The sequence below is a fragment of the Velazquezella soli genome, from assembly GCF_977018685.1.
The window spans coordinates 893,135-916,821 of the sequence record NZ_CDRNXF010000005.1; the positions used below are offsets into that span (position 1 = coordinate 893,135).

Consider the following 23,687-nt stretch of genomic DNA (forward strand, 5'->3'; position numbering starts at 1 on the left):
TTCATCTTGAGGAGAACGAGCCTTGGATACTCCCGCCATCAACGATATTGGCCTCGATTCTGATGTCGAGATCGCGGTTCGCCAGGAACTGACGCTCGTTGCACTTGGCAAGCTGCCGGCGGATACAGCGCTCCGGGTAGGGCGGCTGCTTGACGTCAGCACCCGGACATGGCGCACCGATCAGGAAATCATCATCAAGGGCCGCCGCATTGCCTATGTCGGCGATGCAGGATCCTATCCGGGCACCGTCGCTCACCGGGTGCATGAACCCGATCTGGCTGCCATTCCAGGGCTTGGAGAGGTGCACAAGCATATCGAAAGCTCGCATTTGACACCGGAATGGGAAGCAGCACTCGTTCTTCCCCGCGGCAATACCTGGACCTGTGAGGCAAGCCATGAGTTTTCGAACGTCAACGGTGCAAAGACGCTCGAATTCTGGCTGAAGGCCCGCGCGGCCGGTTCGCCGCTCAAGATCTTTCCGCTGCCCGGCTCGGCCGTGCCGCCCACAGGTTATGAGCACGGTGGCGGCTATCTCGGCTACGACGAGCAGAAGCAGTTCATGACCGAAAGCCTGATGGTTGCGGGTCTCGACGAGGTGATGGACTGGCCGGGCGTGTGGGACAGAACCAGCCCTTCCTACGACCGCCTCTGGGGCATGATCCGAGCAACGTTCGAGAAGCGCGGAGTCGTTGAAGGTCACGCGGCGGGCATTCGCGACATCCCAACGATCAACGCTTTCGCCGCGGCCGGTCTGGCATCGGATCACGAAGCCTGGACGGTCGAGGAGTTCTGGGACAAGCTGACCCGCGGCCTGTTCATGGAACTGCGCCCGCACAGTTTGCCGGAGGTCATCGCAGGTCTCCTCGAGAAGGGCCTCGCCGACTGGTCGCAGATCGCCCTGACGACCGACGATCGCAGCGCCTCCGATACTCTGAAACTCGGCGCCACTGATTACAACGTTCGCCTCGCCATCGAGGCAGGCCTTGCGCCCGAGATAGCCATCCAGTGCGTGACCATCAATCCGGCCCGTCACATGCGCCTTACGCCGTGGGTGGGCACGATCGCGCCCGGACGTTATGCCGATATCGTGCTTCTCTCCGACGTCGATAAATTCGAGATAGCCAAGGTCTGGGCCGATGGCATCCAGGTCTCTGACGACAAGCGCTATCTGCCCGAGGTGCCCAAAATCGACTGGCCAGACTGGGCAACGAAGACCATCAATATCGGCCGCGAGCTGACAGCTGAGGATTTCGCAATCGCCGCTCACCCCGGACGCGAGACGATGACGGCTGCCGTGTTGCGGCCGTTCCACTGGACCGATCATTTCCTGACCATCGACCTTCCTGTCCAAGATGGTCTCGTTCAGCGGGATGCCGATCGCAACATAACCAAGTTCTCGATCATCGACCGGTTTTCGGGCAAGGGAGCGGTGTCGAAAATGTTCTGGCTCGGCTGCGGGCCGCGGACCCCGGATACGGCGCTTGCCTGCTCCATGGCACATGACAAGCACAATATCTGGTGCGTCGGCTCATCGGATGAAGCCATGGCCGCAGCCGTTAACGCCGTCGCTGCCAATGATGGTGGCTGGGCACTGGTTCGCGATGGAAAGGTCGTCGCGCGGGTTCGCTACGAGGTGGCGGGGCTGATGAGCTGCCGGTCGGCCGACGCTCTGCATGAGGAGATGCAGGCGCTCTATGCCGAGGGTGAAAAGGTCGAGTGGATGTTCGAGCCGAGTTTTCATCCGCGCTGGTCCGCAGGTTTCCCGGAGCGTCTCGCCTTTGCGACGCTCACCTGCGCACCCTGGCGCTGGGTTCTGGTCGCCCCGAGCGATTACGCGCCGGAGGGGCTCGTCAACGTCCAGACAGGCAAAACCCATCCGGTCGTATTTTGACGCCGCTTCACGCTCCGAGCTTCGGCCAGGTATCCGAAAGACGATAGCCGCCCGGCCAAGGGTCCGACGGATCCAGCATCAATTGATGCGTTCCGGTAATCCAGGCGCGGCCTGAGATCAGCGGATAGATTGCCTCGCGATCACCGACACGCGTCGTCGAATCGATACGGCAGTGGAATTCCGAACCGATGATCGAGCGTCCGATATAGGTCTCGCCGATCGCCATTTCGCCGCGGGCGTAGAGAACCGCCATACGCGCCGAGCAGCCCGTGCCGGTGGGAGACCTGTCGATCTTGCCGGGCTGGATGACGACGGCGTTTGCGCCGCTCAGCACGTCGTTTTCCCGGGTAAGGGGAGCGGCGATCTGGCAGAAGGAAATGTGGTCCCAGCCGGTATTGTCCGGATGGGTAAAGCCGATCTGCTCGTTGGCAGCCGCGGTAATCTTCACGCCCGCTTCTGCAATCTCGCGTGCCTCGTCGGGTTTCACCTCGAACCCCAGTGAAGCCGCATCGACGATGACGAAACTGTCGCCGCCATAGGCTGTGTCGACCGTGAGTGTTCCGAAGCCGGCCACTTCCAGCGACACTGCGAGCTTGTCTGTAAAGGATGGCACGTTGCGCACCGTGATCCGATCGGCCTTGCCGTCGCGGCATTCCGCTGTGACCTCGACCAGGCCGCCTGGCGCTTCGAGCGTCATGCGTGTCACTGGCTCGGTCATGGGAATGATGCCGGTGTCGAGCAGTACGGTCGCAACACAGATGGAGTTGGAGCCGGACATCGGTGGCGTGTCGGCGGGCTCCATGATGATCCAGCCCATCTGGGCGCGCGGATCCTTCGGCGGCACCAGCAGGTTCACATGCCGGAAGACGCCGCCACGGGGCTCGTTCAGCACGAAGTTGCGCAGCGTCTCGTCACGGGCGATGAAGCGTGACTGTTCCCAGAGTGTATCGCCCGGCGGCGGCAGCACACCACCGACGATGACGTCCCCGACTTCGCCCTCCGCATGGCAGCTGACGATGTGGATGACCTTTGATGTGCGCAAACGCGACCCCCCGGCAGATGTTACCGCTTGGGTGTCATCAGGTAATGCCCAACGCCCCAGACCTCTCCCTTGTCATGGCCGAACAATCCGGCAGTGGCAAGGAAGAACAGACGCCAGCGGCGCTGCCAGAGGCAGGCATCCTTGCCGTAGACATCCTTCAGGATCGGCTGGATTTGCCCGATCTCGCGATCGAAATTTTCAAGCCAATGCATCGCGGTGCGGCGATAGTTGAGACCCGACCAGCGCCAGTCTTGTTCGACGGTGAAAATATCATCGAAACGCCGCGGCAGGTCGTGCGCGGGCATGATGCCGCCTGTGAAGAAATGGTGGGCGATCCAGTCCGCTGGGTTGTCGTGCTCGAACCGGTAGGACCGATCCTTGTGGGTAAACACGTGCAGGAACAGCTTTCCGTCGGGCTTCAGCCAGCCTCTTGTGCGCTCCATAAGGCCTCGCCAGTTCGACATGTGTTCGAACATTTCCACCGAAACGACCCGGTCGTAGGTCTCATCCGTCGAAAAGTCGTTCATGTCGGCGGTGATGACGGTGAGGTTGTCGAGCTTCAGCCGCTCGATTTCGCTGAGGATGTGCTCACGCTGCGGGGCCGAGTTGGAGACGGAGGTGATCCGGGCATTGGGAAAATGCTGGGCCATGTAGAGCGACAGCGAACCCCAGCCGCAGCCGAGCTCGAGAATGTCCATTCCATCGCTCAGTTCCGCGTGACGCACGGTCTCGGCCAGCGCGTAGGATTCCGCTTCCGCAAGCGTGGTATCGTCAGCCAGATACAATGCGCAGGAGTATTTCCGCTGTGGACCGAGAGCGAGGCTGAAGAACTCTGGCGGCAGTTCGTAATGCTGGCGGTTGGCGTCATCTGTATGGGTGGCGATCGGAAAGTCGGCCATCGACCTTGCGAACGCGTCCTCGGCGGTTGCCGGCGTGGAGGCCAGCTTCCGCTTGGTGCGACCGCATAGAAAGTCGATCCCGGCAAGCGTCACGCCATCGCTTAAGGGTGCTCGTTCAGCCGTATTGATGGCAAAGGCCAACATGTTCATCGTGGCGTTCCCTTATTGTGTTGAGAGTTTGGATCGACGCGGACCGGGGAAAAATGCGTTGACGCGTGCCTGGACAGCACGGAACTGGTCACCCCGGGATTTCAGCATGTGTTCCTCGAGCGGCGGAATGCCGGAGACGTGCACCAGCAGCCAGTACATCATCACCGGCGCGAGGAGCGCGACAGCGGCAAAGCCCAGCGCCGGAAGCGCCATCAGCGGCCAGCTGCACCAGAACAGCCACTCGAAGAAATAGTTGGGGTGGCGGGAGTAGGCCCACAGCCCCTTCTGGCAAATTTCCCGCTTGGCTTCCGGCGTCTTGCGGAATCTCGAGAGCTGAACGTCGGCTACCATCTCGCCGATAACGGCAATCGCTGCCACGGCAAGCGCGAGAAGATCGCCCACCTGCGGGTATTCTGCCGGGTTCGAAGCGGCGCAGTAGACTGCAAGCACAAGAATGAAGGCAGCGACCGCCTGGATCTGGAGAAAATAGAACAGGCGGAAGGAAGCGCGATCGCCCCATTCCTTGATAAGCTTTTCGTAGCGGGGATCCTCGCCACCGAGGCGCGTGCGGGCGCCAATATGGAAGGCAAGCCTCAGCGACCAGGCCGCAACGATGACGATTGCTGTCACGCGGCGCTCGACGGGACCGGCCGCCAGATAGGCCGCAGCCACGCCGCCGACGCCGACGGCAAGCGACCAGATCGTGTCTATCCAGCCGCTCGCACCCGTCGCGCGTTGTACGGCCCAGGAGATCGCCATGGCCAGCGACAGGCCTATCGCCAGAAAAATGAGGTGAATGTAATCCATTGGTCTCCTCGAACGTAGAAAGCCCGACACGTTCTTTGTGTCCCTCTACGGCTGACATAGCCAATCAGTTTCATGGGCTTGGAAAAAATGTCGCAAAAAGAAGTGATATTGCGTGAAACTCTCTATCTCAATCTCTCGTAATGATTACAGAGCCCACAGGGCAGGTGATCGATTGCTTTGGGAGCTGGGGGAATTGTATGGCAATTCGTGAGACGCATAGGACCTCGGGACGTCGACGCATCGCAGTTGTCGGCAGTGGAATATCCGGCATGTCCGCTGCATGGCTTCTGGCCAAGGCCCACGATGTTACCATGTTCGAGGCAGCCGATCGTATCGGCGGCCACAGCCATACCGTGGATTTCGACGCATCGGGAAGAACCGTTTCCGTCGACACCGGCTTCATCGTCTACAACGAGGTGACCTATCCTAATCTGACGGCGTTGTTCCGTCATCTGGATGTTCCAACCACGGCCTCCAGCATGTCCTTCGCCGTCTCGCTCGACGATGGCGGTTTCGAATATTCTGGTGGCACAGGGTTCGGACTGTTCGCCCAGAAGTCCAACATCGTCAGCCCACGCTTCTGGTCGATGATGCGCGATCTCGTCCGCTTCTACCGCAATGCGCCGCGTGACCTGTCGACGATGGGCGGTTTGTCACTCGATGACTACCTCGACCGACATCACTACGGCCGGGCGTTCCGCGACGACCATCTCTACCCGATGGCGGCTGCGATCTGGTCGATGCCCGCGGGTAAGGTGGGTGAGTATCCCGCGGTCAACTTCGTCCGCTTCTGCGGCAATCACGGGCTGCTCGAACTCTGGAACCGGCCGATCTGGCGCACGGTGACGGGCGGAAGCCGGGAGTATGTGGATCGCCTGACAGCTGACTTTCGCGATCGCATTCGCCTGTCGACACCCGTCCAGGCGATCAGGCGAACCGGTGGCGGTGTTGAAATTTCCACCGGACCGGACGGATGGCAGGCATTCGACGAGGTGGTGATCGCAACGCATGCAGATCAGGCACGTCGTCTTCTGTCGGACGCTGATGACCACGAGACACGCATTCTGGGTGCCTTCCGCTATTCCCGCAACGAGGCGATTCTGCACAGCGACCAGAGCTTCATGCCGAAGCGCAAGGGCGCATGGTCCAGCTGGAATTATTCGGCAAAGACCGGCGAGGCGCAGGTCCAGCCTGCCATCACCTACTGGATGAACAAGCTGCAGCCGCTTGGCGATGCGCCGCCGACCTTCGTGACACTCAATCCCCCACGTCAGCCCCGCGAGGACGCAGTCATCCGACGCGAGATCTACGAGCATCCGATCTTCGACATGGCAACCGAGCGGGCACAACGGGAAATCTGGTCGCTTCAGGGTGTGCGCAACACATGGTTCTGCGGCGCCCACTTCGGCTCGGGCTTTCATGAAGACGGCCTCCAGGCAGGCCTGGCGGTCGCGGAAGATCTTGGCGGCGTTCGGCGTCCCTGGAAGGTCGCCGAGGAAAGCGCCCGGATCGTGCGCCGGCCGCTCGGCGCTACCGTTCCGATCGAGGTCACGGCATGACGGCTTCGTTTCGGTCGGCGCTTTATCCCGGTCATGTCACGCATGCACGCATGCGGCCGAAAGAGCATCGGCTGGCCTACAGGATCTATTCGCTGCTGATCGATCTCGACGAGCTCGACGCGCTTGATCGCGGCCTGAAACTGTTTTCCGTCGACCGGTTCAATCTATTCTCGTTTCGGCAAAGAGATCGCGGCGACCGCTCGGGATCCGATCTTCGGGGCCAGATAGAGCAATGGATGCGCGCCGCAGGGCTCGAGCCTGATGGCGGGTCGATTAAGCTTCTCACCATGCCGAGAATACTCGGCTGGGCCTTCAATCCGCTCAGCATCTTCTTCTGCTACGGGCGCGACGGCGAGGTGAAGGCGATCCTGTGGGAAGTGGACAACACGTTCGGCGAACGCCATGGCTACCTCATCCCGGCCGATAATCGTGTCGGCGGCGAGATCGTCCAGCACTGCGACAAGGCATTTTATGTCTCGCCGTTCATGGACATGGACCAGCGCTATACCTTTCGCGTGACGCCGCCGTCCGAACGGCTGTCGATCAAGATCGATACATTCGATGCCGAGGGGCCGATGCTGACTGCTCGTCATCTCGCGCACCGCCGTGATCTGACAGACCGGGCGCTTCTGAAGGCCTTCTTCGCCATTCCCTTCCTGACGCTCCGTGTCATCGGCGGCATCCATTGGGAGGCACTGAAAATCTGGCTCAAGGGCGTGCGTTTGCGCAAGCGTCCAAAGCCACCGGAAAACCCTGTCTCCGTCACTCCTGCTGCTCCCCTACGCAAAGTGGAAATCCATGAGCCAATCTGACGAATTCACCTCCGTAACGACCGATCGCACACCCGGAGCTGGCGTTGCCGGCTTCGGTGCGCGGGTTGTGAACCGGCTGCTGAGCGGTATCCGCTACGGTTCCATTCGCGTTGTGCTGCCTTCCGGTCGCACCATAGAGATGGCCGGGCCGGAAAAAGGGCCGGACGCCGTTATCGTCATCAAGCGCTGGCGGATGCTGAGCCGCGTTCTGCATGCGGGCGACATCGGCTTTGCGGAAGGATATCTCAAGCAGGAATGGACGACACCTGATCTTACCAATGTGATCCGGTTTGCGGCACGCAATCGGCATGGGCTGACGCTTGCGACCCATGGGGGCTATCTCGGCCGGATCGCGGTTCGCCTGTCGCATCTTCTCAACGCCAATACCAAGCGTGGCAGCAAACGCAATATCGAGGCGCATTACGATCTCGGCAACGAGTTCTACGCTGAGTGGCTAGACCCTTCGATGTTCTATTCCTCGGCGCTCTACGAGCATCAGGGACAGTCTCTCGAAGATGCCCAGCGTCAAAAACTCGAGCGTATCCGCGAAAAGCTCGCCATGAGCCACGGCGACAGCGTGCTGGAGATCGGCTGCGGCTGGGGCGCTCTCGCGTTGGATCTCGCACAGAACGTCAATGCCCGGGTCACCGGCCTTACTCTTTCTCCTTCGCAGCTGGCCTTTGCAAACGAGCGCATCCGGCAGGCCGGCGTGGAAGGGCAGATCGATCTCCGACTGCAGGACTACCGCGATACATCAGGGCAATTCGACCGGATCGTCTCGATCGAGATGTTCGAAGCGGTCGGAGAGGCCTATTGGCCAGCTTATTTCGACACCATCCGTCGCTGTTTGAAGCCCGGTGGCCGTGCGGTTCTGCAGGTGATCTCGATCAACGAGGACCGCTTCGATTCCTATCGGCGCAATCCGGATTTCATCCAGAAATATGTGTTTCCGGGAGGATTTCTTCCCTCGGACAGCGCGTTCACGGCAGCCGTTGAGAAATCCGGGCTTGTCGTGAGCGACATCGAACATTTTGGCGCGTCCTATGCGCGGACGCTGGCCGAGTGGCGGACGCGGTTTCACGCCGCCTGGCCGAAGATTGCGGAACTCGGTTTCGACAGCCGTTTCCGTAGGTTGTGGGACTACTACCTTTGCTATTGCGAGGCTGGCTTCGAGGAGGAAGCGATCAATGTTGGCTTCTATACGATTGAACATGCGTAATCTGGGTTTGCGAGGCGGTGCTGTCGCAGCACTCTTGTCACTGTCGGCAGGGCCGCTTCTTTCCGCTGATCTGGACGGCAACTGGGCTCGTGGCGACGGCAATGCCAAGGTCGAGATCGCGCCTTGCGGCGCCCAGATCTGCGCCACCAACACATGGATCAAGCCCGGATCGGGAAGCGAGAAGGCCGGCGACAAGCTGGTCATGACGATCGACCGAACAGCGGACGGATCCTATTCCGGTACCGCCTTTGATCCGCAACGCAACATGACGTTCAAGATCACGGTCGTTGTCGCGGAAAAGAAGATGACGACGAAAGGCTGCGTTGCTGGCGGTATTCTTTGCCGTGCCGTCAACTGGTCCCGCATCGACTGACACGAAAAGAGGGAACGAACCCATGGCGAAGATCTCGCTGAAGACGCTGGCTCTTGCCTACATCACCACGTTCATCGTGTTCGGCGCGATAGACTCCGTCTGGCTCAGCACGATGACAAGCCTGCTTTACCGGCCGGTCATGGGCGATATGCTTCTGCCGAGTTTCCGTCTCGCGCCTGCCGTGATCTTCTACCTTCTCTACATCGGCGGACTGACGCTGATGGCAGTGCGTCCGGCCCTGATTGCAGGCGGTGTCGGAGCAGCGGTGCGGCAGGGAGCAGCGATCGGGTTCATGTCGTACATGACCTACGATCTCACCAACCATGCGGTCATGAAGAACTGGTCGACGCTGCTTTCCGTGGCCGACATCATTTGGGGAACCTTGCTTTCGGGTCTCGCCAGCGGTCTTGCCACCTGGATCGTTCTGCGGTTCTTCAGAACAAAACACCACTAAGCGTTTCGAAAACAATATGGCCGGGAAATCCCGGCCATATCTTTGAGCTATTACTGTTCAGGCTCCTCGGCCACGGTCGGCTGACCGCGCTGGTCGAGTATCTCTCGTTTGCCCACATGGTTGGCCGGGCCGACCAGCCCATCCTTCTCCATGCGTTCGACAAGCGATGCGGCCCTGTTGTAGCCGATCGACAGGCGGCGCTGGATGTAGGAGGTCGAGCACTTCTTGTCGCGCATGACGACCTTGATCGCCTGCTCGTACATCTCGTCCCGGTCTTCCTCGCTGATCGCGGACCTGTCGAAGACCGCCTGGTCTTCCTCCTCGACCTCTTCACCCTCTTCGTCTTCCGTGACGCTGCCGAGATAGAGCGGCTGACCTTGCGTCTTCAGATGCGCAACGATGCGCTCGACTTCCTGGTCCGACACGAAGGGACCATGAACGCGGGCAATGCGTCCGCCGCCCACCATATGTAGCATGTCGCCCTGACCGAGCAGGTTTTCCGCGCCCTGTTCGCCAAGGATGGTGCGGCTGTCGATCTTGGACGTCACCTGGAAGGAGATACGGGTCGGGAAGTTCGCCTTGATCGTACCGGTGATGACGTCGACCGAAGGCCGCTGCGTCGCCATGATCAGGTGGATGCCGGCAGCACGCGCCATCTGCGCAAGCCGCTGGATCGCACCTTCGATCTCCTTGCCGGCCACCATCATCAGGTCGGCCATCTCGTCGACGATGACGACGATATACGGCAACGGCGTCAGGTCCATGTCCTGCTGCTCGTTGATCGGCTCGCCGGTCTGACGGTCGAAACCGACCTGGACGCTGATCGAGATGACCTCGCCGGATGCGGACGCGGCCGCCACACGAGCGTTGAAGCCGTCGATATTGCGAACGCCGAGACGCGACATCTTGCGATAGCGGTCTTCCATTTCGCGCACCGCCCATTTCAGCGCTAGAACCGCTTTCTTGGGGTCGGTCACGACAGGGGTGAGCAGATGCGGGATACCGTCATAGGCCGACAGTTCGAGCATCTTCGGATCGACCATGATCAGCCTGCATTGATCCGGCCGCAGACGGTAGATCAGCGAGAGGATCATCGTGTTGACCGCGACCGACTTGCCCGAACCGGTTGTGCCGGCGACGAGCAGATGCGGCATCTTTGCAAGCTCGGCGACGACGGGTTCTCCGCCGATCGTCTTGCCAAGGCAAAGCGGAAGCCTGAAGCCGGTACCCGCATAGGTGCCGCTTTCGATCAGCTCACGCAGGTAGACTGTTTCGCGCACGGGGTTTGGCAGTTCGATACCGATCACGTTGCGACCGGGAACGACAGCCACGCGGGCCGAAAGCGCTGACATCGAGCGGGCGATATCGTCCGAAAGGCCGATGACGCGGGAGGATTTGACGCCGGGTGCCGGGGCGAATTCGTAGAGCGTCACGACAGGGCCGGGACGAACGTCGATGATCTCGCCGCGAATGCCGAAATCTTCGAGCACGCTTTCCAGAAGCCCGGCGCTCTGTTCCAGGCTTTCCTGGCTGACGGGGCTGATCTGGTCGTCCACCGGTGCCTGCAGCAATTCGATCGACGGGAACTCGTAGTCGTCGGACGCATGCAGCGGTTCGGTGTTGAACGGCCGGATCGGAGAGATCGCGCGGGTGGCCATGACAACCTGCCGCATCGACTTTATTGGCACAACGGGAGCGACCGCAGGCGCCGGGGCCTCGACGACGGTCTCAGCGATGACGGGCGCAACGATAACAGGCTCAGGAATGACAGGCTCAGGAATGACCGGAGCAGCGATGACGGGCGCATCCTGCACTGGAGGCACCACCGGATTTGGCGCAGCATCGTGGCCGGCCTGGCGCAACGTGATCGAACGATAGAGATCAAGCGGCGACGGCCCCACCGGAATTTCTTCAACCAGACGTTTGGTCAGGGTCTCGATCGGCTGGCGAATGACCGGCGCCCTCAGGGCAACCCGCACAGGTTCGGGCCGGACCGGCTGTTTCGGATAGGTCGGGAGCGGACGCTGAGCAACGAACACAGGTCTCTGCTCGACCTTTGGCGGGGGAGGCGGGGTCAGCGCGAACTCTTCGCCGGTGGCCTCTCCAAGGCTCATCACCTCGAAGAACAGATGATCCGGCAGGTTGGCGATCGGAGACTGTCTTTCAGTGCTAATCAACGGAGCATCAATCACTGCTTCAGGCTGCGGCGGCGCAACTGCGACCAGCACCGGTTCAACGGTTTCCCGGGCAAACGTGGCCCGGCGTTCCCTCAGCGCCTGATCGAGAGTGCCGACGAGATTGCGGGCGCCGGGTTCAGGCGACAGGAAGCTAGCGATAGAGGTCGACAGCGCGTCGCCGTCATGTCTTTGGGTGAAAGTAATCTCTGGAATCTCCTGAACGGCTGGCGCCGCCATAGGCGGAATGACAGCCTCGGGGACGGCGTGGGAAGCGACGGCTTCGCCCTCCGCTTCCGGGCCGGAGGGTGCCCCACGCCTGGAGATGGTCTTCTCCGGCGTGCGGGTGAAACGAACGGTCGGGCCCAACATGAAGGCCTTCTGCCAGTCCGGCAGCGCCTCGATCTCGTGAGCCTGCATCTGGACTGTCGACACGATGTCGCAAGCCACCTGTTGCCCCGCATTCGGGGGCTCAGGCGGATTTATGGGGTGAGAGTGGCCGGTATCCGGCAGTTCGGAAGCCTGGGCTTCCAGCTTGTCAGTTTCGCGAAATTGCGGGCCTGTGAGACGCATTGCCACCAATGAAACCATATGAACAAATCTGGGACACGAACGTCCTTGGATATAAAACAAACATTAACCATGCGTTGCCGGCGCCGATAAATCGTCAGAGCGCGGTGATGGCCTGTGACAAAAGGCGCCGGTGAAATGGTCTTTGGGACGGAACAGACTCGGGCAGTTGGTGGTTATTGGGTCAACTGTAGTCGTCAAGATGGAGGCCCCATGTCGAGTCCGAATTCGTTTGAAATGTCACGACGGGATCTTCTCGTCGCAACCGCTGCCGGCTCTGTGGCCGTGGCAAACAGCAACAGAGCTGCAAATGCGCAGGCGGCAACACCGCCTCCCCGGCCGGGGACGGCGACGTCGCGGGTGGGTTTTGTCGTCAACGGCACACGCCAGGATCTCGATCTCGACAACCGTACGACCCTGCTCGACGCGTTGCGTGAGAACCTGCACCTGACCGGCACCAAGAAGGGTTGCGATCACGGCCAGTGCGGCGCCTGTACTGTCATGGTCGATGGTCGCCGCATCAATTCGTGCCTGTCGCTTGCCATCATGCACGAGGGCTCCGAGATCACCACGATCGAAGGCCTTGGCACACCGGACGAGATGCATCCGATGCAGACGGCATTCGTCAAGCACGATGGCTTCCAGTGCGGCTATTGCACCCCTGGGCAAATCTGTTCCTCCGTCGCCGTTCTTGAAGAAATCAAGGCCGGCATCCCGAGCCATGTGACGGAAGACCTGACAGCCCCCACGCAGGTTTCCGAGATGGAAATCCGCGAACGTATGAGCGGCAATATCTGTCGATGCGGGGCCTACCCGAACATTGTTGCGGCTATCACGGAAGTTTCGGGGAGGCAGGCATGAAACAGTTTACTTATGAACGCGCCGCATCACCGGCTGAAGCTGCGTCCAAGGCCGCCAACAACCAGAACGCCAAGTTCATCGCGGGAGGCACCAACCTCCTCGACCTGATGAAGCTCGAGATCGAATCACCGACCCATCTCATCGACGTCAACGGTCTCGACCTCGACAAGATCGAGCAGAGTGAAGACGGCGGCGTCCGGATCGGAGCGCTCGTGCGCAATACGGATCTCGCCTCGGACGAGCGCATCCGCCGCGACTACGGCGTGCTTTCGCGCGCACTTCTCGCAGGCGCATCTGGTCAGCTTCGTAACAAGGCAACGACGGCCGGCAACCTTCTGCAGCGGACGCGCTGTCCTTACTTTTACGACACCGCCCAGCCTTGCAACAAGCGCAAGCCCGGTAGCGGTTGTTCCGCCATCGGCGGCGTGACCCGCCAGCTGGGCGTGATCGGCGTCAGCGATGCCTGTATCGCCACCCACCCCGGCGACATGGCAATCGCCATGCGTGCCCTCGATGCAACTATCGAGACGGTCAAGCCCGATGGCGCAACACGCGCTATCCCGATGGCGGATTTCCACAAACTGCCCGGCGATACGCCCGAGATCGAAACCACGCTTGAGCGCGGCGAGATCATCACGGCCGTTACGCTGCCGGCACCTGTGGGCGGCAAGCACGTCTATCGCAAGGTGAGAGACCGTGCGTCCTACGCTTTCGCTCTCGTCTCGGTCGCTGCGATCATCCAGCCTGACGGCACCGGTCGCGTTGCAGTTGGCGGCGTGGCGCCCAAGCCATGGCGCGTCGAAGAGGCGGAAGCCGACCTGCCGCAGGGGTCCAAGGCCGTGATGGCCAAGGTCTTTGCAGGCGCAAAGCCGACAGAAGAAAATTCATTCAAGGTGACACTGGCCGAGCGCACGCTCGCCGGCATCCTTGAAGAAACCAAGGGGTAAGCCATGCTATTCGATCGTCCCGCCACGACCAATCCCATCGACCAGATGAAGGTGGTCGGCCAGCACATCACGCGTATCGACGGCCCTAAGAAGGTCACCGGCACGGCGACCTATGCCTATGAATGGAACCACGCCAACCTCAATGTTGCCTACGGCTATCCCGTAGGCGCCGGCATCGCAAAGGGTCGGATCAGCTCGATGGATATCCAGGCGGCCCGCAACGCTCCGGGCGTTCTGGCTGTCGTCACGGCGGAAACGGCTGGCAAGCTCTCCAAGGGCAAGATGAATGCGGCCAAGCTTCTCGGTGGCCCCGAGATCTCGCATTATCACCAGGCCATCGCCGTCGTCGTCGCTGAAACCTTTGAGCAGGCTCGCGCCGCAGCGAGCCTCATCAAGGTGGATTACGTTCGCGCTCCCGGTTCCTACGATCTGGAAGCAGCGAAGGACACGGCCAAGAAGCCGGAGGGCTCCGAAGGTGAAGACGCAGACACCTCTGCCGGCAACTTCGACAAGGCGTTCGCCGAGGCAGCGGTCAAGTTCGACCAGACCTACACGACACCCGACCAGTCACATGCGATGATGGAGCCGCATTCGTCTCTTGCCATGTGGGACGGCGACGAAGTTACGGTCTGGACCTCGAACCAGATGATTGCCTGGAACAAGTCAGAAATGGCGATCACGCTCGGCATCGATCCGGAGAAAGTCCATATCATGTCGCCGTTTGTCGGCGGTGGTTTCGGCTCAAAGCTTTTCCTCCGGTCGGATGCGGTGCTTGCAGCGCTTGGTGCGAAAGCGGCGGGACGCCCCGTCAAGCTTGCGCTTCCGCGTCCCTTCGTGATGAACAACACGACGCACCGCCCGGCAACGATCCAGCGTATCCGCATCGGCACCACGCAGGAAGGCAAGATCACCGCGATTGCCCACGAAAGCTGGAACGGCAACCTGCCGGGTGGCAGCCTGGAGACAGCCGTGGCGCAGACTCGCCTTCTCTACGCCGGCGAAAACCGGATGACCTCCATGCGGCTTGCTGCACTCGATCTGCCCGAAGGCAATGCGATGCGCGCACCGGGCGAAGCGCCTGGTCTCATGGCGCTTGAAATCGCTATGGACGAACTGGCCGAGCGGCTCAACCTCGACCCCGTCGAGTTGCGGATCATCAACGACACGCAGGTTGATCCGGAAAAGCCTGAACGGAAGTTCTCGCACCGTCAGCTGGTCGAATGTCTTCGCCGGGGTGCTGAAACCTTCGGCTGGGACAAGCGCAACGCCGAGACGGGTCGCGTCAAGGATGGACGCTGGATGGTTGGCATGGGTGTTGCGGCAGCGTTCCGCAACAACATGAACATGAAGTCTGGCGCCCGCGTGCGGCTCGATTCCGAAGGCGTCGTGACTGTCGAAACCGACATGACGGATATCGGTACGGGTAGCTACACGATCATCGCCCAGACCGCGGCCGAAATGATGGGCGTAACGATCGACAAGGTTGCCGTAGAACTCGGCGATTCCCGCTTCCCGGCGTCGTCGGGATCGGGCGGACAGTGGGGCGGAAACAGCTCCACCGCCGGCGTCTACGCCGCATGCGTGGCGCTGCGGGATGCGATCTCGCAAAAGGTCGGTTTCAACTCCGCAGATGTCACGTTTGCCGACGGCCAGATCCGTTCCGGCAACCGCAGCATTGCTCTCGCTGAGGCAGCTGGCAAGGATGGTGTCGTTGCGGAAGATACGATCGAGTATGGCGATCTCGCAGAAGAGATGCAGCAGTCGACATTCGGTGCCCATTTCGTCGAGGTCGGCGTCGACATGTACACGGCTGAAATCCGCGTTCGACGCATGCTGAGCGTCTGTGCAGCAGGGCGCATTCTCAACCCGATCACGGCCCGCAGCCAGGTCATCGGTGCGATGACGATGGGCGTCGGCGGCGCCTTCATGGAAGAACTGGCCGTCGACAAGCGTCGCGGCTTCTTTGTCAACCATGACTTGGCCGGCTACGAAGTTCCTGTCCATGCCGATATTCCGCATCAGGATGTCATCTTCCTCGATGAGACGGATCCGACCACCTCGCCGATGAAGGCAAAGGGTGTTGGCGAACTCGGCCTTTGCGGTGTGGCGGCAGCGCTTTCGAACGCCGTGCACAACGCAACCAGCGTGCGTATCCGGGATTACCCTGTCACGCTCGACAAGCTGCTGCGGAACATGCCGCAGGTCGGCTGATCCACTCGGCACTGTTATGCAAACCTCTGGCCGGAGCATCCACAGATGCTCCGGCCTTATATTTTTAGAACCTCGTCGCACCAGAAGACGATAACATAGCCGCCGCGTGCTTCAGCGTTGGATGCCCATGCCTTGAACTGCTGCATATAGGGCGGATGACGCCACAGATCGGGATAGTCCGGATCGGCAAGGACCGTAATCTGCTGTCCTTCCCCATAGACCATCAGGTGGGATCTTTGAGGAGCCCACTCGTCGCCCAGTCCTTCGCGCGTTAGCCAATGGCAGACGAAGTCGCGGCAAAGCATCGGTCGATCCTGGTAGATGGAACAGCCTTGTCCGGCAACGCAGTGCCTGCACCACTCATCCGCAGGCTTGTCCAGATCATCAATGTCCGGCAACCGGCAGCAAAGGGTGCAGGTTCCGCACGCGCGGCCCTCGACAATGGCTGGTGTCATTCTTGCGATACGCTTCCTGCGTCTTCGGGATACCCCGGTCTGCGACCTTCAAACAGTTTCGTTCAGGAGCCGCACGCGATTGAAGAGGCTGCCGGATCCAGAGTTGGGTGCGGGAGGCCGCAAAACGGCACCGCCCGCATATCACCGCTGAGGTGTGTGACGCAAGAAAAGCGCTTCGGTTTCGCCGCATGCGGGAAACGGAAGTTTAATCGATGAGCCTTAAGTCTGATGCAAACGGAGATTTTTCCATAATGACGACGAGTTGCCAAGGCTGCCGCGACGGCGCAGCATTCGAACTACCGTTCTCGATGGCATTCCAGCCGATCGTCGACATCGCAACAGGCAAGGTTTTCGCCCACGAAGCGCTTGTTCGCGGTCCAAACGGAGAAGGCGCCGGGTCAGTTCTATCGCAGGTGCAGGCCGACAACCGCTATGCGTTCGATCAGCAGTGCCGGGTCAAGGCGATCGAGCTTGCCGCGCAGCTCTACGACCCCGCTGACGACGTGAAACTGTCGATCAACTTCATGCCGAACGCCGTCTACGAACCGCGGGCATGTATCCGCCTGACGCTTGCCACGGCCATGAAGACGGGTTTTCCGCTTGATCGCATCATCTTCGAGTTCACCGAGAACGAGGAGTTGGATACCAGGCACGTCCTTCACATCCTGCGGACATACCGGGATATGGGCTTTAAAACTGCGATCGACGACTTCGGTTCAGGCCACTCCGGCCTCGGCCTCCTCAGTCATTTCCAGCCCGATATCGTCAAGCTGGATATGGACATGATCAGAGGGATCGACACCGATCCGGTCCGGCGCACCATCGTCAAGCACACGTTGCGGATGCTCGAAGAACTCAACATCGTGCCGCTCTGCGAAGGCGTCGAAACCGTGGGCGAAATGTCGGCCCTGCGGGACCTGGGCGTGTCCCTCATCCAGGGCTACCTGCTCGCCAAGCCAAGCTTCGAACACCTCGCCATCCCGGCTTCCGCGAAGGCGATGCTTGCTGCTGCTGCCTGAGAAGCGGCGGGATAGGCGACCCAGAGCGGAATGAAGGTCCGGGATCGGTATCGACGCAGTGGAAACAGGCAGAGATGCCGACTGGACGCTGGCAAGGGCAAGCTCAGGCTAGCTCGATTTGACGAGTGAAACAGCGCGTTCGTTCACGTTCGAGACAGCTTGACGTCAATCGAGACAGTACTTTCCGCGCTGGAATGCAGGTGGGGGATATTTCCTGAAGGGATGCAAAATCAACGCTCTTTAGAGCGAGTGGTGCCCCATGCCGGAATCGAACCAGCACTCCTTTCGGAACTCGATTTTGAGTCGAGCGCGTCTACCAGTTCCGCCAATGGGGCACGGAGGGTATGGTGAAGGCCTCTAACATGGCCTCGGCGGCGGATGCAAGAAGAACTATTTGGATCGCTGCAAACCGCGATGTCAGGCATTGCGTCCGGCAATCGCTAGGATCTTTTCGCGCAGCAGACGCGCCATGTTGCGGGTGTTGCGGTAGAGGTGAAGCTGTGTCGCCACCTGTCTCACGTCGCGGTCGCTGTTGCGGGCAAGGCCGATCACCAGCGTTCCCATTTCCTCGCGCTCTTCCCATAGCCTGCTCATGATCGGATGGTCGGGCACGGCGCAGCTGTCGGTGCGCAGGATGTTGGCATCATCAAGGTGCCAGTCGGTCAGCTTCATGACCAACAGCTTGCCGGGCGAATAGCGGCTGAGGCTCTCGTCATAGGCGGTCTTCCAGGTATAGGCCTCGCCGGCCATCAAGAAGATCACGATCGAGGCGATCGCGCGGCCGTCGAGATTGATCGTGTGGATGCGCACGGCGTCCACTTCGGCAAGATTGGTGATCGCTTCGCGAGCAAAGGCTGCGCGGTAACGGTCGTTGATCAGGGCCGAACGCTTGCGGCCTTTCCAGCCTGTCGATTCAAGCGCCAGGAATTCCTCCATCCGCTGGCGCACCTCTTCCGGCTGACGGGCGACGGCGTATTCGAGCCTTCCCAGCTGTCCGAGCTTTCGCCACTGGCGCTGCATCTCGCGGTAATGGTGCGGCGAGACGGAGGCCTTCATATAGGTTTCGCCGTCCTGAAGGCTTTCCAGCATCGGCCGGCGGAAGCTGTCGGTGACGGCAACGGGCAGGTCGCGGCCGATGGCAACGGCGCGCGCAAGCTGGGCAAAGCGGCCGCCTAAGCGCACATCGGGCAGAACGAGAACGGAGGGAAGTTTTGCTTCCCGGGCAGTCAGGGCCTCCAGGAGGTTGTCGATGGTTTCGGCCGCATCTTCGGCATCCACCAGTGGCGTACCGAGCGGACCGAACGGATTGGACCAGACGCGGATGATCGGAGCACCCATGGCAAAGCCTGGTTTCTCCACGGTAAACGGCATCAGCAGGCGAAGGCGGCTATGGCTTTCGCCTTCGTCGCGGATGAGCGCCAGTCGCACCTGACGGTCATCGATGCGCGGCATGGCTGGGGCAAGAAGCCGCGCCGAGAAGAAGATGTTGGGTTCCATCGCGCGGTGAGACAAAAATTCGAGTTCTTCCTGCAGATCGTAACCGAGACCTGCCGGATAGAGGCAAAATTCGCGGCCGGGCCGGCCGATTTCTACCCGTGTATCGGCATCCGGGCGGTCTGCACGAAGACGCGACGCGACGTTCGGCATTGTGACGTCGTCGTATTCCTTCTCGCTCCTGTTCGGGGGAAGAGCCATTGTGTCTATCGAACCTTGAACGAGGGTCTGGGCAGTGGATCGGAAAAAGCGAATAGCACGATTCCGAGCGTGCGGCGTACTGCTATGTGCAGCAACGTCGCCTCGATCATCATGGCGCCGGCGGTCGCCATCGCCGCACCGACCAGCCCATAATGTGGTATCAGCACGACATTGAGGACGATGCTGCCGGCAAGCGTTGCCGTATAGACTGTAACGCAGAGCTTTTGCCTGCCCGCCATGCTGAGCAGCACTTCTCCGGGACCGACGAGCGACTTGGACAGAATGCCAGCAAACAGGATCACCATCAGGATATAGCCTGAAGTGAAAGCGTCGCCGAACAGCGACAGAAGCAGTTCACCCGCAGCAAGCGTGGTCAACCCGACGACGAGCGACGGCCAGAAGGTCCAGCGGACGGTCTGGCCCGCGAATGTGGCCAACGCCGTCATGTCGTCTTCCGCCATGATGGCGGCGAAACGGGGAGCGGCGGCCGCCTTGATGGAGAAGTAGACGAACTGCACAAGGACGATCGTTTTCGACGCCGCAAAATAGATCCCGACATCGTCCGGCGGCAGAAAGATGCCGACCACGACCACGTCCGCATTGGTCAGCAGGAAGCCGATGCCGTCGACCACAAATAGCGGGATCGAGTATCGGATCCATGAGCCAAGCCGGTAGCGTCGCGATGCATTGCCGTAGCTGCCTTTCAGCCGAAGTATGAGCTGCGTCAGATGCGCAAACGTTGTGGCGTATGTGGCGGCAAGCGCCGCCAGCATGGCGGTCTGCGCATCGCGCGGCGCATCGGACAGGACGGCTGCCGTCATGAAGGTGAGGATCAGGATGGGCCTGAGGATGTAGGTTGGCGCCAGCGCCGATATCGTCCAGCCATGGGTACGGGCAAGCCCGTCGAGGATGTCGCCGATGCCGATCATCGGGATGATGAAAAGAGCGATCGCAACCGGCACGATGTAGTAGGGCTCGATGCTGCTGCCGAATGCCCAGAGAAAGGCAAAGCCAAGACCGCCGATCACGGTCGAGGTGACGAGCGCGACAAGGCAGGCGGCGAGGCTCAAGCCACGGATCTCGCCGCTTTCACCCTCTGCCGAATGTTGGTGGATGAAGCGGATGATCGAGGTGTGAAAGCCGAGGCAGGAGAGATTGCCGACGAGGATGACGATCACCCAGACGAAGGCGAACAACCCGTATTCGAACTCGCCCATCAGCCTGGCCATGACGATCTGGGACAGGAAGGCGATAGCGGCGCTGAAAATGCGGATCGCAAACGCGGTCATGGCCTGGCGTTGCGCCCGCGCCGTATCGCTGTTTTCGGTGACAGTGGCTCTGATCCTGCCCGTCAGCGGTGCGACTCTGGCACGCAAACCGGCCGGAAGCAGTCTTTCCGCTGTTTCGATCACCGCCATGATGGGCACGCAATACTCGTTACGCTACAGGAGCCATGCTCGCAAATCTGCCACAGCAGGGTTAAGAAACGGTTGGCTCAGCCGACCCGAACGTTAAGAGGGCGACGATCCCGCAAACGAAAAACGCCGCCCGAAGGCGGCGTTCTATCGATAACACTGGTGTTGCCCGATCAGGCCTGTTCGAAGGCGCCGTGGCAGTGCTTGTATTTCTTGCCCGAACCACAGGGGCAAGCCTCGTTGCGGCCGACGCGCCCCCAGGTAGACTGGTCTTCGGGATGACGATCGGCAGGCGCTGCGATGAAGTCGCTGCCGTCTGCGCCCGACACCTGGTCTTCGCCGGTCGTCGGGTCGAAATGATGCTCCTCGAACACCGATGGCGGTACCGGCGGCTCGGGGTTCTGCACAAGCTCGACGCGCATCATCTGGGCGGTCACGGCTTCGCGCAGGTTCGCAAGCAGCGCCTGGAACAGCTCGAAGGCTTCCGCCTTGTATTCCTGCAACGGATCGCGCTGCGCATAGCCGCGGAACCCGATGACGGAGCGCAGGTGGTCGAGATTGACGATATGCTCGCGCCACAGGGCGTCCAGCGTCTGCAACACCACGGAGCGTTCGACGTAGTTCATCACGTCGGCACCAAACCGCTCTCGGCGATCCTTGACGGAAGCTTCAGCGGCGGCGGTGATCCGCTCGCGGATATCGGTTTCGCCGATACCCTCTTCGGTCGCCCAGTCTTCGATCGGAAGATCAAGGTTCAGCAGGCGATCAACGTCTTCGCGCAGTTCCTTGACGCTCCACTGTTCGGCATAGGCCCGCTCAGGGATGTGCTTGGCAACGAGAACCTCGATCACTTCGTTGCGCATGTCCTCGATGGTCTCGGACACGTCTTCCGAATCCATCATCTCGATACGCTGTTCGAAGATCACCTTGCGCTGATCGTTGGTGACGTCGTCGTATTTCAGAAGGTTCTTGCGGATGTCGAAGTTACGCGCCTCGACCTTTTTCTGGGCCCGCTCGAGCGCCTTGTTGATCCAGGGGTGGACGATCGCTTCGCCTTCCTTGAGACCAAGCTTTTGCAGCATCGAATCCATCCGGTCGGAACCGAAGATGCGCATCAGATCGTCCTGGAGCGACAGGTAGAATTTAGAGCGGCCCGGGTCACCCTGGCGGCCGGAACGGCCACGCAGCTGGTTGTCGATGCGGCGGCTTTCGTGGCGTTCCGTGGCGATCACGTAGAGGCCACCGGCTGCCAGAGCCTTGGCCTTGAGTTCTTTCACCTCGGCACGGACGGCAGCCTCCTTGGCAGCGCGTTCGCCCTCGTCCTCGATGCCTTCGAGCTCGCGCTCAAGGCGCATGTCGATATTTCCGCCGAGCTGAATGTCGGTACCGCGACCGGCCATGTTGGTGGCGATCGTGACGGCACCGGGCACGCCGGCCTGCGACACGATATAGGCTTCCTGCTCGTGGTAGCGGGCGTTCAGAACGTGGAATTTCTCAAAACCGGACTCGCGCAGCATGGTTGCCAGAAGTTCGGACTTTTCGATCGAGGTCGTACCGACCAGAACCGGCTGGTTGCGTTCGCTGGCCGCCTTGATCTCGACGATGATCGCCTTGAACTTTTCCTCAAACGTCCGGTAGACTTCGTCATCTTCGTCGATACGCTGGATCGGCAGGTTGGTCGGAACCTCCACCACTTCCAGCTTGTAGATGTTGCCGAATTCTTCCGCTTCCGTCTGCGCCGTACCGGTCATGCCGGCAAGCTTGTCGTACATGCGGAAGTAATTCTGGAAGGTAATCGAGGAGAGCGTCTGGTTCTCCGGCTGGATCTGCACCTTTTCCTTAGCTTCCAGCGCCTGATGCTGACCTTCGGAATAGCGGCGGCCCGGCATCATGCGGCCGGTAAACTCGTCGATGATGACGATCTCGTCGTTGCGGACGATATAGTCCTTGTCGCGGGTGAAGAGCTTGTGGGCCTTCAGCGCGTTGTTGATGTGGTGCACGATCGCCACGTTCTCGACGTCGTAGAGCGATTCGCCCTTCAGCAGGCCGGCCTGACGCAGCAGGCCTTCGAGCTTTTCGGTTCCCTCTTCGGAGAAGTTGGCCGAGCGCTGCTTTTCGTCGATTTCGTAATCTTCCGGAGACAGCAACGGAATGTAGGCGTCGATCGTGTTGTAGAGATCGGAACGGTCGTCCAGCGGGCCTGAGATGATCAGCGGGGTGCGGGCTTCGTCGACCAGGATCGAATCGACTTCGTCGACGATCGCGAAGTTGTGGCCGCGCTGCACCATCTGGCCGCGCTCGTATTTCATGTTATCGCGAAGATAATCGAAGCCGAGCTCGTTGTTCGTCGCATAGGTGATGTCGCAGGCATAGGCCTCGCGGCGTTCGTCGTCCGACAGGCCGTGGACGATGACACCGGTCGAAAGGCCAAGGAACCCGTAGAGGCGGCTCATGATGCTGGCGTCGCGCTGTGCGAGATAATCGTTGACGGTCACCACATGCACGCCCTTGCCCGACAGTGCATTGAGGTAGACGGGCAGGGTTCCCACCAGCGTCTTGCCTTCGCCGGTCTTCATCTCGGCGATTGCGCCGTCGTGAAGGATCATGCCGCCGGTCAGCTGGACGTCGAAGGGTCGCATGCCGAGAACGCGGAGGGCCGCTTCGCGAAGCACCGCAAAGGCAGGGATCTGGATATCCTCCAGGGTCTTGCCGTCTGCCAGCATCTGGCGGAACTCCGCCGTCTTGTTGGCGAGCTGCTCATCGGTGAGCGCCTTGGTGGCTTCCTCGATTGCATTGATCTTCTCGAGCATCGGCTTGTAGCCCCGCACGCGGCGCTCGTTTGCAGATCCGAACAGTTTGCGGGCAATGCCGCCAAAGCTGACCATACGAATGGCCCTTTCTGATGTCAGTCCCTGATGTCACTCGTCGAGACCACGATTGAGCTTGTCGGACGGCGGCGCCTCTGACAATTCAACCCGTGGCGCCCGCAAAGCTTCTGGACGCGAAGTTGCGTGACAGATAAGAGGGGGTCCGAATTATGTCAACGGTGACGGCCGATACAGAATGGCCACAATCCGGTGTTTGTGAAGGTTTTCCGGCCGGTGCCAGACGTTCTGGATCCGGTTCACCAATCG

18 protein-coding genes and 1 tRNA gene are annotated in these 23,687 nt (G+C 60.6%); 10 read left to right on the forward strand and 9 right to left on the reverse strand.

Annotated features, from left to right (window positions below):
* Window positions 1-22 precede the first annotated feature (22 nt).
* Window positions 23-1,891 carry an adenine deaminase gene (locus tag AC0JZ8_RS24500; protein WP_471893832.1) on the forward strand — a complete coding sequence of 623 codons (1,869 nt, stop codon included), beginning with the start codon at window positions 23-25 and terminating at the stop codon, window positions 1,889-1,891.
* Window positions 1,892-1,898: 7 nt separating this feature from the next.
* Here AC0JZ8_RS24500 and AC0JZ8_RS24505 read toward each other — a convergent pair whose 3' ends face one another.
* The 3 genes from AC0JZ8_RS24505 to AC0JZ8_RS24515 are packed head-to-tail and all read right to left on the reverse strand — an operon-like array spanning window position 1,899 to window position 4,789.
* The gene (locus AC0JZ8_RS24505) at window positions 1,899-2,933 is read right to left on the reverse strand and encodes a trans-3-hydroxy-L-proline dehydratase (RefSeq protein ID WP_471893833.1); all 1,035 of its coding nucleotides are present in this window, start codon (window positions 2,931-2,933) and stop codon (window positions 1,899-1,901) included.
* 20 nt (window positions 2,934-2,953) lie between these two features.
* On the reverse strand, window positions 2,954-3,982 hold the full coding sequence (locus AC0JZ8_RS24510) for an SAM-dependent methyltransferase (protein WP_062454391.1): 1,029 nt from the start codon (window positions 3,980-3,982) through the stop codon (window positions 2,954-2,956).
* 12 nt (window positions 3,983-3,994) lie between these two features.
* Window positions 3,995-4,789, reverse strand: a complete 795-nt coding sequence (locus AC0JZ8_RS24515; protein ID WP_062577451.1) for a DUF1295 domain-containing protein — start codon at window positions 4,787-4,789, stop codon at window positions 3,995-3,997.
* A 197-nt stretch (window positions 4,790-4,986) separates the two neighbouring features.
* Between AC0JZ8_RS24515 and AC0JZ8_RS24520 the strand changes: the two genes are divergently transcribed.
* From AC0JZ8_RS24520 to AC0JZ8_RS24540, 5 genes are read left to right on the forward strand one after another with little or no spacing between them, the layout of a single operon-like run.
* Window positions 4,987-6,348 (forward strand): NAD(P)/FAD-dependent oxidoreductase, encoded by a 1,362-nt coding sequence (locus tag AC0JZ8_RS24520; protein WP_471893834.1) that lies wholly within the window; start codon window positions 4,987-4,989, stop codon window positions 6,346-6,348.
* On the forward strand, window positions 6,345-7,160 hold the full coding sequence (locus AC0JZ8_RS24525) for a DUF1365 domain-containing protein (protein WP_113110202.1): 816 nt from the start codon (window positions 6,345-6,347) through the stop codon (window positions 7,158-7,160). Before AC0JZ8_RS24520 ends, AC0JZ8_RS24525 begins: the two co-directional genes overlap by 4 nt.
* Window positions 7,147-8,379 carry a class I SAM-dependent methyltransferase gene (locus tag AC0JZ8_RS24530; RefSeq protein WP_430249575.1) on the forward strand — a complete coding sequence of 411 codons (1,233 nt, stop codon included), beginning with the start codon at window positions 7,147-7,149 and terminating at the stop codon, window positions 8,377-8,379. The genes AC0JZ8_RS24525 and AC0JZ8_RS24530 overlap by 14 nt, the downstream gene beginning before the upstream one ends.
* Window positions 8,372-8,752, forward strand: a complete 381-nt coding sequence (locus AC0JZ8_RS24535; protein WP_471893835.1) for a DUF2147 domain-containing protein — start codon at window positions 8,372-8,374, stop codon at window positions 8,750-8,752. Before AC0JZ8_RS24530 ends, AC0JZ8_RS24535 begins: the two co-directional genes overlap by 8 nt.
* A gap of 37 nt (window positions 8,753-8,789) precedes the next feature.
* A complete protein-coding gene (locus tag AC0JZ8_RS24540) occupies window positions 8,790-9,206 on the forward strand; it encodes a DUF2177 family protein (RefSeq protein ID WP_062454982.1) in 417 nt (138 codons plus the stop codon).
* 50 nt (window positions 9,207-9,256) lie between these two features.
* On the opposite strand, the gene AC0JZ8_RS24545 is transcribed toward AC0JZ8_RS24540, so the two are convergent.
* Window positions 9,257-11,800 (reverse strand): DNA translocase FtsK, encoded by a 2,544-nt coding sequence (locus AC0JZ8_RS24545; RefSeq protein WP_471893879.1) that lies wholly within the window; start codon window positions 11,798-11,800, stop codon window positions 9,257-9,259.
* A gap of 363 nt (window positions 11,801-12,163) precedes the next feature.
* Between AC0JZ8_RS24545 and paoA the strand changes: the two genes are divergently transcribed.
* The 3 genes from paoA to paoC are packed head-to-tail and all read left to right on the forward strand — an operon-like array spanning window position 12,164 to window position 15,969.
* Complete coding sequence (gene paoA, locus AC0JZ8_RS24550) at window positions 12,164-12,811, forward strand: aldehyde dehydrogenase iron-sulfur subunit PaoA (protein ID WP_062454375.1); 648 nt, start codon at window positions 12,164-12,166, stop codon at window positions 12,809-12,811.
* Window positions 12,808-13,758: an FAD binding domain-containing protein gene (locus AC0JZ8_RS24555; RefSeq protein ID WP_471893836.1), complete on the forward strand. Its 951-nt coding sequence runs from the start codon at window positions 12,808-12,810 to the stop codon at window positions 13,756-13,758. Before paoA ends, AC0JZ8_RS24555 begins: the two co-directional genes overlap by 4 nt.
* 3 nt (window positions 13,759-13,761) lie before the next feature.
* Window positions 13,762-15,969, forward strand: a complete 2,208-nt coding sequence (gene paoC, locus AC0JZ8_RS24560; RefSeq protein WP_471893837.1) for an aldehyde oxidoreductase molybdenum-binding subunit PaoC — start codon at window positions 13,762-13,764, stop codon at window positions 15,967-15,969.
* Between the two features lie 56 nt (window positions 15,970-16,025).
* Here the strand turns inward: paoC and AC0JZ8_RS24565 are convergent, their stop codons facing one another.
* Window positions 16,026-16,274 (reverse strand): hypothetical protein, encoded by a 249-nt coding sequence (locus tag AC0JZ8_RS24565; RefSeq protein ID WP_471893838.1) that lies wholly within the window; start codon window positions 16,272-16,274, stop codon window positions 16,026-16,028.
* Window positions 16,275-16,675: 401 nt separating this feature from the next.
* On the opposite strand from AC0JZ8_RS24565, the gene AC0JZ8_RS24570 reads away from it, so the two are divergent.
* Entirely contained in the window at window positions 16,676-17,443 is a 768-nt protein-coding gene (locus AC0JZ8_RS24570) for an EAL domain-containing protein (RefSeq protein ID WP_471893839.1), read from the forward strand.
* 250 nt (window positions 17,444-17,693) lie between these two features.
* On the opposite strand, the gene AC0JZ8_RS24575 is transcribed toward AC0JZ8_RS24570, so the two are convergent.
* From AC0JZ8_RS24575 to secA, 4 genes are all read right to left on the reverse strand, one after another.
* Window positions 17,694-17,778 (reverse strand) — tRNA-Leu (locus tag AC0JZ8_RS24575).
* Window positions 17,779-17,860: 82 nt separating this feature from the next.
* Entirely contained in the window at window positions 17,861-19,090 is a 1,230-nt protein-coding gene (locus AC0JZ8_RS24580; RefSeq protein WP_244631559.1) for a GNAT family N-acetyltransferase, read from the reverse strand.
* 53 nt (window positions 19,091-19,143) lie between these two features.
* On the reverse strand, window positions 19,144-20,556 hold the full coding sequence (locus AC0JZ8_RS24585) for a lipopolysaccharide biosynthesis protein (RefSeq protein ID WP_471893880.1): 1,413 nt from the start codon (window positions 20,554-20,556) through the stop codon (window positions 19,144-19,146).
* A 170-nt stretch (window positions 20,557-20,726) separates the two neighbouring features.
* Window positions 20,727-23,438 carry a preprotein translocase subunit SecA gene (secA, locus tag AC0JZ8_RS24590; protein WP_209898938.1) on the reverse strand — a complete coding sequence of 904 codons (2,712 nt, stop codon included), beginning with the start codon at window positions 23,436-23,438 and terminating at the stop codon, window positions 20,727-20,729.
* Window positions 23,439-23,687 lie beyond the last annotated feature (249 nt).

Excerpts from the sequence above, each read along its gene's own strand:
- AC0JZ8_RS24510 (WP_062454391.1), bottom strand. The coding sequence starts at position 3,982 with ATGAACATGTTGGCCTTTGCCATCAATACGGCTGAACGAGCACCCTTA.
- AC0JZ8_RS24515 (WP_062577451.1), bottom strand. The coding sequence starts at position 4,789 with ATGGATTACATTCACCTCATTTTTCTGGCGATAGGCCTGTCGCTGGCC.
- AC0JZ8_RS24520 (WP_471893834.1), top strand. The coding sequence starts at position 4,987 with ATGGCAATTCGTGAGACGCATAGGACCTCGGGACGTCGACGCATCGCA.
- AC0JZ8_RS24525 (WP_113110202.1), top strand. The coding sequence starts at position 6,345 with ATGACGGCTTCGTTTCGGTCGGCGCTTTATCCCGGTCATGTCACGCAT.
- AC0JZ8_RS24530 (WP_430249575.1), top strand. The coding sequence starts at position 7,147 with ATGAGCCAATCTGACGAATTCACCTCCGTAACGACCGATCGCACACCC.
- AC0JZ8_RS24535 (WP_471893835.1), top strand. The coding sequence starts at position 8,372 with ATGCGTAATCTGGGTTTGCGAGGCGGTGCTGTCGCAGCACTCTTGTCA.
- AC0JZ8_RS24545 (WP_471893879.1), bottom strand. The coding sequence starts at position 11,800 with ATGCAGGCTCACGAGATCGAGGCGCTGCCGGACTGGCAGAAGGCCTTC.
- paoA (WP_062454375.1), top strand. The coding sequence starts at position 12,164 with ATGTCGAGTCCGAATTCGTTTGAAATGTCACGACGGGATCTTCTCGTC.
- AC0JZ8_RS24555 (WP_471893836.1), top strand. The coding sequence starts at position 12,808 with ATGAAACAGTTTACTTATGAACGCGCCGCATCACCGGCTGAAGCTGCG.
- paoC (WP_471893837.1), top strand. The coding sequence starts at position 13,762 with ATGCTATTCGATCGTCCCGCCACGACCAATCCCATCGACCAGATGAAG.
- AC0JZ8_RS24565 (WP_471893838.1), bottom strand. The coding sequence starts at position 16,274 with ATGCTTTGCCGCGACTTCGTCTGCCATTGGCTAACGCGCGAAGGACTG.
- AC0JZ8_RS24570 (WP_471893839.1), top strand. The coding sequence starts at position 16,676 with ATGACGACGAGTTGCCAAGGCTGCCGCGACGGCGCAGCATTCGAACTA.
- AC0JZ8_RS24580 (WP_244631559.1), bottom strand. The coding sequence starts at position 19,090 with ATGCCGAACGTCGCGTCGCGTCTTCGTGCAGACCGCCCGGATGCCGAT.
- AC0JZ8_RS24585 (WP_471893880.1), bottom strand. The coding sequence starts at position 20,556 with ATGGCGGTGATCGAAACAGCGGAAAGACTGCTTCCGGCCGGTTTGCGT.
- secA (WP_209898938.1), bottom strand. The coding sequence starts at position 23,438 with ATGGTCAGCTTTGGCGGCATTGCCCGCAAACTGTTCGGATCTGCAAAC.